At 60.8% G+C, this 10822-nt stretch carries 8 protein-coding genes; 4 read left to right on the forward strand and 4 right to left on the reverse strand.

What is annotated here, in order from left to right; genetic code table 11:
- Window positions 1–23: 23 nt before the first annotated feature.
- The 4 genes from QUH67_RS02600 to QUH67_RS02615 form a co-directional block, all read right to left on the reverse strand.
- Window positions 24–1475, reverse strand: a complete 1452-nt coding sequence (locus QUH67_RS02600; RefSeq protein ID WP_300945089.1) for an argonaute/piwi family protein — start codon at window positions 1473–1475, stop codon at window positions 24–26.
- On the reverse strand, window positions 1475–3292 hold the full coding sequence (locus tag QUH67_RS02605) for an SIR2 family protein (RefSeq protein WP_300945090.1): 1818 nt from the start codon (window positions 3290–3292) through the stop codon (window positions 1475–1477). Before QUH67_RS02605 ends, QUH67_RS02600 begins: the two co-directional genes overlap by 1 nt.
- Window positions 3293–3582: 290 nt before the next feature.
- Window positions 3583–4683 carry a murein L,D-transpeptidase family protein gene (locus tag QUH67_RS02610; RefSeq protein WP_320416117.1) on the reverse strand — a complete coding sequence of 367 codons (1101 nt, stop codon included), beginning with the start codon at window positions 4681–4683 and terminating at the stop codon, window positions 3583–3585.
- 155 nt (window positions 4684–4838) lie between these two features.
- Window positions 4839–5516 carry a nitroreductase gene (locus QUH67_RS02615; protein WP_300945091.1) on the reverse strand — a complete coding sequence of 226 codons (678 nt, stop codon included), beginning with the start codon at window positions 5514–5516 and terminating at the stop codon, window positions 4839–4841.
- A 471-nt stretch (window positions 5517–5987) separates the two neighbouring features.
- Between QUH67_RS02615 and QUH67_RS02620 the strand changes: the two genes are divergently transcribed.
- From QUH67_RS02620 to QUH67_RS02635, 4 genes are all read left to right on the forward strand, one after another.
- Complete coding sequence (locus QUH67_RS02620; protein ID WP_300945092.1) at window positions 5988–6680, forward strand: hypothetical protein; 693 nt, start codon at window positions 5988–5990, stop codon at window positions 6678–6680.
- 48 nt (window positions 6681–6728) lie between these two features.
- The gene (locus QUH67_RS02625) at window positions 6729–8270 is read left to right on the forward strand and encodes a hypothetical protein (RefSeq protein ID WP_300945093.1); all 1542 of its coding nucleotides are present in this window, start codon (window positions 6729–6731) and stop codon (window positions 8268–8270) included.
- Window positions 8271–8304: 34 nt separating this feature from the next.
- Window positions 8305–8709 carry a PilZ domain-containing protein gene (locus QUH67_RS02630; RefSeq protein WP_300945094.1) on the forward strand — a complete coding sequence of 135 codons (405 nt, stop codon included), beginning with the start codon at window positions 8305–8307 and terminating at the stop codon, window positions 8707–8709.
- A gap of 257 nt (window positions 8710–8966) precedes the next feature.
- Complete coding sequence (locus tag QUH67_RS02635) at window positions 8967–10718, forward strand: TolC family protein (RefSeq protein WP_300945095.1); 1752 nt, start codon at window positions 8967–8969, stop codon at window positions 10716–10718.
- Window positions 10719–10822 lie beyond the last annotated feature (104 nt).

Here is a 10822-nt window from a genome sequence, read left to right on the forward strand (position 1 = left end):
TCCCGAACGAGACTCCATTGATCTCACATGAAGAGGCGATACGGATAGACGTTTCTCGGCAGGTCCGGGACGTTCGCAATCGTCCTTGCCAGCTTTTGGGAATAGCGGATGCTTACCGGTACGGGGTCGTAGAGTGCATCATTGTTCCAATCCATCTTGGTCAGCGCCAGCGCCTCATGAGCGCTTAGCTCAAGAGGGCCACTGCCGGCATGGCGGATGAGCTGTAGCGGACGCGGAATGCTCTTCTTGCCTTGATAATAGTCTCCCTTGGTCGAGACCTCAGGAGCATTTCCCGCCACCCATATGAGCGCGGAGTTGCCTGATCTCACCACCATCGTTCCCCGAGGCACAGGATAGCTCGACGGCCGCGTAGGAGGGGTCCGCTGGCCAGATTTGATCAACCAAACTCCACGCCAGCAGGATGCCGAACTGATCTCGATGCACTCGATCTCCGGCACGCCGGATAACGCATCGAACGCCCCCTCAATTTCACCGTCCTTAAAGGCGGTAGTCTTGTGGAGGACCATCCGCTTAGGAAGGTTGCCGCCATTGCGGCCTTGATAAAGCTCAAGACTGCGGGCGAGTACCGCTCGCATGTCGTCACGGCTCAGAAAAGGATTTCTGCGGGCCTCAGCAACATCGGCGACCGGGTCGCGCGCCTCGAACGCGACGAACTGCATGCCGCCACCATCCATATCGAAAACTTGTGAGCAGCACGTCACATAGTGCGCGTCTCGCGGATCTCCGCGAAGCGCATAAGCGAGCCCGATATAGGCGGTATCAGTTGGGACACCTTTCAGCGGTGCCAGCTTCCAAGGTGTGCCGGCGGCCTTTACATACAAGGCGGTTGCTAGGCGCCACGCTAGGGATGCCTTATGGGCGAAGGTGAACGCTCGATCGTTGAGCACCTGAGTAGGAATATTGTATTTCGCGCCAAGGGCCTTGAGCGCATCATGCGCATCAAAGAATTTGCCACGCGTGGCTGGATTCCAACTGTCGGGAAAATGGACGAGCACTACGTCAAATTCGTTTCGCACCGCGTCGAGCCGTCGAAGCGCGGCTTCCATTGCAAGGAAAAGCCGCGCTTGCGAGTCGCCGTCGCCTGGAAGCAAATGCAGGAGATCAGGCCATCTGATGTGCGCCTCGCGCGGTGCGGCCTCAAGTGTGACATGAAATAGCGTCTCGAAGCCCGGATACTCTGGTACGTATTCAGAACGATCGGAAGGGCGGTGGGTTTCTCGGAGCGACCGCATGAGTTCGCCGCGACGTTTGAAAGCACTCTCCGGACCCACCGTCGCGATTCGTATGCGCGACGTGTATCCTCCGAAAGATCCTTTCGAATAAGGGCCGAAATTTACTAGGCCCCTGAGGGGGTGGACATCAACCTGCGCGGAGTCGGAGGGTGAGAATGCGAGAAGAGGTTCGTCCAGAAGCGTGAACGGCGGCAGCTTTGTCACAAACGCTGGATTGCTCATCACTTTGTCCGATCGAAATAGACGTGATGATGGCCCGGTCGACTCCAGCCGGTGACCGGCGCGACTTCGAACACCGCGTCGACCCCTGTGCCAGCCTCGAGCCCGAAGGCACGCTTATTCTTGTTGTCGGCGTTGGAGAGAAGCTGCGCCCATGCATCTATGATGCCTGCCCAGTTTCTGTTGTAGCGCTGCGCCCACCGTTCTCGGCGCCAGTCGCCCACAGGATCGCCCCCGCGGTCAGGAGGAGCGCTCATTGGATCTGGGTCGACGGCGCTCGGACCGTCCGGGTCGTCGCTTGGGCGAAGAGTTTGCTTTGGAATTTGCACGAAGGTGAAAGGCTCGAAACCGCACCACCAGCGCCCGCCGACTTGGTCTAACTTCAGGAAGACGCCTTCTTGATAGGGAAATTCGAGCTTCGGTACCGTCCCGGTCAATGCACTTCCGTAAGCATCTCGCAGCCTCTCAAGCACCAGCTCGTTTTGGAGTGCGCGGTCTGGGTCTTCCCCATCACGAGGTGCTGCGACAACTATTGAATGACCAGAGCGCCTGTACCTGGGAATAAGCGGCCGCCGTCTCGCCATGCCTCTTACAAGCGCGTCGTAGAGGAGTCCCAGTGCCCAACTATCGGTGACAGGGTCCAGTGCCACGTCTCCCCCCAACTTCGCGCCGAGTGATGCGAGAGCGGTCAAGACATCTTGATCTCTACCGAAAACAGCTAATTCGCGGCCATTTGCCGCGACGGTCGCCTTGCAGCTCTTTTCCCTAAGCAGCTCTCTAATGGCGACAGACGTCGTAGGTGTCGCGAGCGTGATTCGCCTGGCATTGCGCGGCATCTCTTCGATGAGAAGGGCAGAATACCGCAAAACGGGGAAAGAACGAGCTTCGGCGGTCGGTAACTTCACGGGCACGAGCCGCGGCGTGGTGCGGCCGAGCATCACCCGATCGAGCAAGATCGTTGGAAGGTCGACCGTTTTGACTATGTCTGCGGTCAATTCATCGAAGGTTGCGCATTCGACAATCGCAACGTCGACGCCTGCAAGGTGCGCTTTTTGCAGGAATTCAGTCGCTCCCGGCAACAGCCGCGAGGCCGAGGAGGCGACCCAATACAAGCCGTTTGGAAACGGCGATTGAGCGGCGAGTATTGAGTTCAACGCCTCCATGATCGAGGCATCGCGTCCGCTATATCCGACAAATACCATACCGAAGCGCTTTCCGGCTTCCACCAGCACATGCCGCATTCGGATGTCCTGCTGCTCGAGTTCCGATCCCGTATTCTTGATGGCGACTGACTGGTAATCTCCATGCAGCTTTGCGACCAGCGGCCAGTCGGATTCGTTCAGGCAGCGCATCGCGCGGTCACAAGAGTCGATGGCAGCAACTGTCGGACGAACTTGGTCGGTGGCAACTAAAATGGTATTTGCCGAAAGAGCGGACTCCTCAATCAGCGGGTCGAAGTTTGTGGTGAAAACGCAATTGACCTTCCCGCTCGCGATGAGACTTCCAAGCACCTTGTGTCCGAAGCAGGGCGTGCCCTTAGAAATCGCGTCATCGATGTATTGCCGCCGATGCCGAGACTGTGGGTAGACCGCTTCGAAGGCGACTGCATATTCGGTCGAATCGCCATTTGGCGGCAGGATCGATGTTCGCTGGAAAAACATATCGATCCTTTCGATCCACACCGGATCGGCCGTGTCGATCTCTCGTTTCGAGAGGCCGTTTTCGCGACAAAAGATTTGTGCCTTGAAATCGCGGATCATCGCGTAAGCGGTCGGAATTCCCGATGCGGCCGATGCGCCGGCGCCGAGAAACCACGCCACGAGGTTTGGCCTAAGCGCGAAGGCAGTCGCGAACTGTGCGGAGGACATGGTCGGGATGGAACTGATGATGTTATTCCTTCGGCAAATATTGAAGCAGGCAATATTTGGGGTTGGTTTAATCCTGTAAAGTCGGTTATCTCGGCCGGCCCAGTCGGAGGAATTCCGACTCATCCTATTGTTTCAAAAGAAAAAATGGCACTATGGGCCCTCTACCTGGCATTGCACGGCACGGTAGCGGCTCTTCGACGGAGGCAAAATAGCAGAAAAAGAAGGTGAAGAACTCGTTGCGTTCAGCACCGGCTCCGCAGGAACCCGGCCCAACCCGCATCACACACCATCGGCTTGGCGAACGATCTCCCAAACCATCTGCCCGTCACCGCTCCATCCTTGTCGATCCAGGGCACCGGCGGCAATGTCGGCAGGTACGACGCATACGGCATCACTTTCGCAAGCGTCACCCGGTACGGAAATCGCGAGAGAAACGCCTGGTGCATTCCGCCGTCCAGCCCGCTGTAGATCGGGGCCGCGGGCACGTTCTCTTCAACCAGTCTTGCAAAGGCGCGCTCGTCGGCGCGCCGTTTTTCCAGCGCCCGCAGCGCGATGTCCGGATTGACGATGGTGGCCGGGCATTTTTCGGTCGCGTTGAACACGAGGGGCTGCGGCGAATCCGGCGGCGGTTGCGCATCGAACACGTAGGTGCGGTTGCACACGTCCACCTTGGGTTCGCGTTGCGTCGTCTCGAAATGATCGTTGCCGACCTTGAGCATTTTCCAGAACGGCAGGTTCGGATTGTTGCGATGCCGCGCCAGGTTTTGCGGCGTCAGGCGGAACGGATAGGCCTGGACCTGGAACGACGGCCGGCCGCTGAGCGCGTCGCGCGCCAGCGCATAGATCTCGCTGATCTGTTCGTCGGTCATGGCATAGCAGCCGATCGACAGGCAGTCGCCGTGGATCATCAGAAAACTGCCGCTGCGCTTGTGCGCCCTGTCAAAATGGTTGGGGTAGCCGAGGTTGATCGACAGGTGGAAGTTGGAGTTGGGGTTCATCTGCTCGGGCGTGATCGTGTAAAACCCTTCCGGCGCCTGCCGGTCGCCCTCGTACAATTTCGGCCCGAGGTCGCCCGACCACCGGCAGATCGGATAGGTTTTCAGGATCTGGAAACGGCCGGCCGTGTCCTGTTTCCAGACTTCGAGCTCCGCCTCTTCCTTGAAAAGACGCAACACGATCGGCGAAGTTTTCGGCATCTTCTTCCGTTCGAGCAGCGCGAGCAGCCCGGCGGGCAATTCCTGTGTCGCCTTGGCCGGCAACGGTTTTGGGCTCTGGCCAAGGCACGTGACCGGCGTCAAGGCCGCGGCAAACGCCGCCGCCAGCACGAGTCCATGTCGGACCATGGCGCCGATCACTGCAGTATCTCCAGTCGGCCGTCGGATTCAGCCATTTGCAACAGACTTCCAGGCGTTGTCAGCCCCACCTTACACGATTGGAAAACACCAATCATCGCACGGCTACTGCCCGGCAAGTCCCCGTCGCCCGTGCCCGCGCCCGCCTACTTCTCGAACCCGACGAACACCGTCGCTTCCTCGACCGATTTCCGCTCCGACACCACCGCGTTCGCCGGAAACGTCTCGTCCGGCCAGCCCAGCGCGATGCTTTTCATGATGACCTGGTCGTCGGCGATCCCTGCGTGCTCGCGCACCACGGGGGATTGCATGATGCCCTGGCTGTTGATCACGGCACCGAGCCCGCGCGACCAGGCGGCGTTGACGAGCGCGGTCGCCACCGCGCCGCAGTCGAACGGCGTGTCGTCGCTGCCGTCGAGCACGCGGTCATAGGTGATGATCACGCAGACCGGCGCGTCGAACTGGCGAAAGCCGCGCAGCACCCAGTCCTGGCGCTTCTCCTTGTTGTCGCGCTCGATGCCCATCGCGGAGAACAGCTGCTTGGCGACGCCGACCTGCCGGTCGCGGTGCTTGCCGGCGAACGGCTGGCCGGTGCGGAATTCGCGCGAATGCGGAATGCCCGCGACGTTTCGTTCGGTATTGCCGGCGCGGATCCGGTCCAGCGGCTCTCCCGTGATGACATAGAAATTCCAGGGCTGGGTGTTCATCGACGACGGCGCGCGCATGGCGAGGCGGATGATCTCCGCAATCAGCTCTTTCGGCACCGGATCGGGCTTGTAACCGCGGATACTCCGGCGACCGAGGATGACGTCATCAAACAGCATTGGCGTGGGATTCCCTGACAGGTTCTGAAACAGGCGCGGATTTTCGCGGCTTTTGCAGCCTCGCGCAAGCGACGGCGGCGTGTCCGTCATGGTTCAGCCATGCGAAACATGATCGCATCCATGTTGCGCACGCGGCCTTCGCGAGTTTCGGGGATGCTGGCGTTGTGCCGCTGATTTGCCCGACGTGTCAAGCGGTCTAAACCTTTGGTTGCGTCGTCCGCCGGCTACTTTGCATGGGGTTGTTTTCGATGTTTTTGTCCGGCGCGCCGGCGACCCGGCGTGGCCGGCCCTTCAAGCCACCGTAGAATTACTGAGGGAACATGGCGCCGCAGGATCTCCGGGAGGCCGGCCCCGGCGCGCCGATCGGCAGGCTTCGAAGGCTTCGCTGCACCCTTTGGTAACCGGTCTTGTTTACCCTGACCCGGCCGATTCATGGGAATTGGGTAGCTTACGAGTAGTGACGACCATTCCATGTCACATGGGTCGGACGACAGTGATAATTACTGGCCGGGTTACGTCGATGCGCTGACATCGATGGTCCAGGTGCTGGCGTTCGTCATGATGATGCTGGCGATGGCGGTGTTCGTGCTGTCGCAGAGCGTCACGAAGAAAGCCGTCGAGGCGATCGCCGCCGCCGTGAACGCCGAGGTGAAGCCGAATTCCGACGTCAAGCAATTGACGCAGGCCGTGATCGACAAGCTCGACGTCCTCCGGAAATCGACATCGCCAGATCCGGCCAAGCCGCCGGCAGAGGCCTCGCCCCCGGACGAACAGAAGATCGCCGGATCGCGCATTGCATCGCGCGCGCAACCACGCACGGCGCCGATCGAGCCGAAGCCGGATGCCCCGCGCCTGGCCGTCGAGTTCGACGGCGGTAGCTACCGGCTCGATGAGCCGCGCGCGCGCTCGATTGCCGGGTTCGTCGACCAGAACGCCGTCGCCGACAAGTCGAAGTCCATCGTCGTGAACGCCTATGCCTACACCGGCGAGGGGGCGATCTCCGAAGCCCGGCGGCTGGCCTATTATCGCGCGATGATGGCGCGCAAGCAGCTCATCGACGCGAAGGTGCGGCCGGAGAACATCAAGATCAACGTCAACGATATTGCCGATCGGGCCAGGGCCCAGACGGTCGAAATGATCGTGGCGGAACCAGCGGCCAGGTAGCTTTTGCAGGCGCGAGCCTGATCGGGCCGTCGCCCGGGGAATGGGATCATGGAAAAGCAGATTGCGTATATCCGGAACAAGATGATCGGATTGATCGCAATTATCGCGATCGTCAGCGCCTGGCAGTGGGATTTCATCCATGAAGGCGTCATGGCGCACGTCTGGACCACGGGTTCGATCCTGAGCGCCTTTGCCTTCTCGATCATCATGGCCTTCATCTTCGTCCACAAGCTCAAGAACGAAGTGATCGCCTTCAATGCGCTGAAGGAGATGTGGGACGACATCCGCATGGGCCCGGTCGAGCAGAAGGCCGACCCGCTCTGGCGACATTACCGCTGCTCGCGTCCGGGGCGGATGTTCAAGCGGCCGAGGCTGCTCGGGCACGCCTACGATCTCGTGACCGAAGAGCTGGCGCGCACCAAGAAGATCCGGATCTCGGTCGAGACCATGAATACGCTGGTCCACAAGATCGGCTCGACCATCGACGACGAGAAATCGCTGCTCGGCTACATGTCCGGCCTTCTGGTCTTCATGGGCCTGATCGGAACGTTCATCGGCCTGCTGCACATGGTGGGCTCGATGGGCGGCATCATCGGCACGCTGGCGAGTTCCGCGGGCGGTTCCGGTGGATCGACCGATGCGTTCCAGCAGCTGCTCGGCGCGCTGCAGGAGCCGCTCAAGGGCATGGCCTCGGGCTTCGCCGCCTCGCTGTTCGGCCTGTTCAGTTCGTTGGTCGTCGGCCTTCTGGCGCGTTTTGCCGGTCAGGCGGCCGGCGTCCTCAAGCACGAGTTCGAATCCTGGCTGGCAGGCGTCGTGCAGATCGGCGACGAGGAGGATCAGGAGGCGAACGCCCCGCAGCGGGCCGTGACGGCCGAGACCGTTCGCGTCGAGTCGCTGGTTCGTACCGTCGGCGACATCCTGGCCGATTACGCCAAGGTCGCGGCCAACTTCGAGCAGACCGTTCGCGTGCTCGGCGACCTCCAGCGCGGGCAGCTGCACCAGGGCAAGATCATCGACAGCGTGGCGCAGAGCATGAGCCGGATCGGTGCCGGCATCGAGGCCTTGACGGAGGGCGTCTCGAAGAACATCGCGACCGAACTCGCCGCCACGCGCGCGATGGTTCACGAGCTGGAGCGGACCCACAACGGAAATCTGCGCATGCTCGCGACCAATCATGCCCAGACGGCAACCCAGATCGCAGCCGTGGTCGAACAGAATGCCGTCATCGCCGAGCGGATGCCGGCGCAGCTGAGCGCCAATATCGAGGCGCGGATCGATCGGGCGGTGAAGGATGCCGTTGGCCCGATGGGACTGACCGTGGCCGATCAAATGGAAAAACTGCAGCAGACGTTTTCGGAATCAGGCGGCTATGGCGAATCCGCCGGAGCCGCGGCCAATGTGGGCCATCTCGAGAACCAGATCTCGGAAGGCTTCGAGCGCCTCAACCAGAATGTCGGCGCCGCCTTCTCCGCCTATTCGGGCGTCCTGAAAATGGCCGTTGCCGCGCTGGACAAGACCGAGCCTGGCCTCGAGGAGCACGTTCCGGAGGCCGCCGCCGCACACGCCGGTCCGCAGGCGTTGGCGCATTAGCATTCCCTGAAAGCGATTGGGACGAGGTGTTTCGATGATGAATCCGGCCAGCAAGATCTCCAGCGCATTGCCGCGCCTGAAGCTACCGATCGGGCGCAAGAAGAAGCAGGGCTTTTCCCGACGCCACAGCCGTCACGCCTGCGTCGTGATCGGGACCATGAAGGTCATCGATATCGGCGCGGAGTTCGACGGCGCGCTGATCGAAGTCTCGCAGGGCGGATGCACGTTCCGGCAAGCCAGCATGTTCGTGCTCGACAGGATAGGCGAGGCGGTTCTGGTCCGTACCGAATTCTTCGAACTGGAAGGCCGCATCCGTGCCGTTCGGCCGGAAGGTTACGGCGTGCAATTCTTCGGCGAAATCGCCGACGACGTGATCGATCGCATCGTCGCCGAGTACGGCTTCAACGTCGCCGAATCCTTCCTGGCAAAGCGCAACTGATCAGCGTCAGATTTGATCAAAGCCGCTCGCGTGCGAAAGCGCGTCGAGCCGCCGCGGCGTGTCTTCGCGATCGGCCAACGCCGGTGGATTTCCGTAATAGTACGAACTGATGGATTACTTGGGCGGATTTAACCCGCGATTAACGATAACATACTATTAACTTGCTGTAGTATCTAGGGTTTTACCTCAGTTGCAGCATGTGTCGTAGTTTCAGGTGCCTCGCTATTCGAAGACGCTCCCGTGCGAGGGGCTGGCACGTGTGCGCCTGCGGCAACCGGCGTGCTGCGTCGGTGAATTGCGCAACGGCGTTCGGCGCGATTCCGGACGGTGCGCTTACGGTCGGCAAACTGTCCGCCGCCTTGCTCCTCGTGACGGCGCTCGGCGGCTGCGTGACGGACGGATCGATACCCAACAGTCCGTTTCTCACGGCGGTGGTTCGGCTGAAGCCGACGGCCGTTGGTTCGAACGCCACCATAGCGGCTGCTGGCAGCGCCAGTTCGCCGCTCGACGCAAATGCACAAGTCATAGATCTGCCGCTGAGAGGATCGATTTTTCAGACCGCGCTCGGGCCCATGGCGGGAGAAGTGCCACCGCCTGCTCCCAAGCCGCCGCCCTTCGTCGCTCCCGTTCCCGAGCGGTCGCAGGTGTTCCCCCAGATCGCCGCCGCCCAAAGCCCTCTGGTTGCTTCCGTTGCCCCCGCGATGATGTCGGACGCCGGGCCCAGGCGGCCGAACGAATCCCCGGTGCGCGGGGGAAAATCGGTGTTGCTGGGCGAAGCCGTGGGCGTTGCCGTCCTCAGTCATCCGTTGATGGGAGCTCAAGCTGCCAAGGTTTCAGGCTCGCTTGCGGATGTCCGAACCGCGCAGGGGGCGTTGAAACCGCAGCTGCAGGTTTTTGCAGGAGCCGGCGGATCGTATCTCGGCTCCTATCAAAACTATCCGCAGCAGTTCGGTTCGGTCGCCATCCCCGGCGGTTCGCGTACGGATGCGGGGTTCACACTCAGGCAGCTCGTCTATGATTTCGGGGCCGCCAAGGCGGACGTTGCGCGATCCAGGTCCGTCGTCGATGCGGAGCGCCTGCGGTTGGCGGACCAGGCCGAAGACATCGCGCTGCGCACGGTAAATGCCTATCTCAATTTGCTGGAGCAGCGCGAACTCATCGCCTTGATGGACAAGGTCGTCGCCGATGACAATGCGTTCGCGAACCTCGTCAAGCTGAGCGAACAACAGGGTAACGGCACCATTGCCGATGTCAGCCGCATCAGGTCCAAGGTCATTGAAGTCGAGGCCGTCAGGACCGACCTGTTGACGTCGATGAAGGCTGCGGAAGATGAATTTTCCCGGCTCACCAAGATTGATCCCGCGCTTGTTCGGCAATCGCCTCGTGGCCCGCCGCGGATTCCAGCGTCCTTCGACGTTGCCCTGGAAGCGGCAAAGCGGTCCAACCCCTCCTTGCTGGCGTTCAGCGCCACCGGCGCATCCATCGAGCATCAACTCGCCTCGCAGCAGTCGCAGCGGCTGCCTCGGGTCGACCTGCAGGGCGACGGGCTCGTCAAGCACTACGTCGGAGCGCCGACCGCAAGCCAGGGCATTGTCGATTCCCGGCTCATGCTGATGGTGTCTTACAAGCTGCTCGACGGTGGCACCATGTCCGCTCAGGCGGATCGTATTCGCGAAGACAAGCGAGCGAACGATTTCAAGACCCTCGATGAAAAAGAGACGATCGAGCTGAACCTGCGACGGTTTTATCAGGCGTTGGCGTCCAACAGGATCAAGGAGAGCGCAGCCCTTCAGGGCACGGCGACGGCCCAGAAGGCCAACAGTCTCTATCTTGAACAGTTCAAGGCCGGCAAGCGCACGGTCTTCGAAGTGCTCGACAGCCGGATGGTCGTCTTCACGATGCAGAAGAACGCGGTTAACGGCAGGTATGAGCAGATGCGCGCCGGCTACGGGATTCTACGGAATATGGGCAAGTTGGTCGAAGCCGCCGTTAATTTTCCAGCAGGCTAAAGCGTCGTCAGGCCGATGATCCGATAAGGCGACCTTAATGGCAGCGTTAATTATCAGGGTCGAACTAAGCCATTACTTAACTAAAGCCGGTCATGATTTTCGGA

The sequence above is a fragment of the Bradyrhizobium roseum genome, from assembly GCF_030413175.1.
In the GTDB taxonomy this organism is placed as follows: domain Bacteria; phylum Pseudomonadota; class Alphaproteobacteria; order Rhizobiales; family Xanthobacteraceae; genus Bradyrhizobium; species Bradyrhizobium roseum.

Bases quoted from the DNA above. Each gene is read 5' to 3' on its own strand.
- QUH67_RS02600 (WP_300945089.1), bottom strand. From the start codon at position 1,475: ATGAGCAATCCAGCGTTTGTGACAAAGCTGCCGCCGTTCACGCTTCTG.
- QUH67_RS02610 (WP_320416117.1), bottom strand. From the start codon at position 4,683: ATGGTCCGACATGGACTCGTGCTGGCGGCGGCGTTTGCCGCGGCCTTG.
- QUH67_RS02615 (WP_300945091.1), bottom strand. From the start codon at position 5,516: ATGCTGTTTGATGACGTCATCCTCGGTCGCCGGAGTATCCGCGGTTAC.
- QUH67_RS02620 (WP_300945092.1), top strand. From the start codon at position 5,988: ATGTCACATGGGTCGGACGACAGTGATAATTACTGGCCGGGTTACGTC.
- QUH67_RS02625 (WP_300945093.1), top strand. From the start codon at position 6,729: ATGGAAAAGCAGATTGCGTATATCCGGAACAAGATGATCGGATTGATC.
- QUH67_RS02630 (WP_300945094.1), top strand. From the start codon at position 8,305: ATGATGAATCCGGCCAGCAAGATCTCCAGCGCATTGCCGCGCCTGAAG.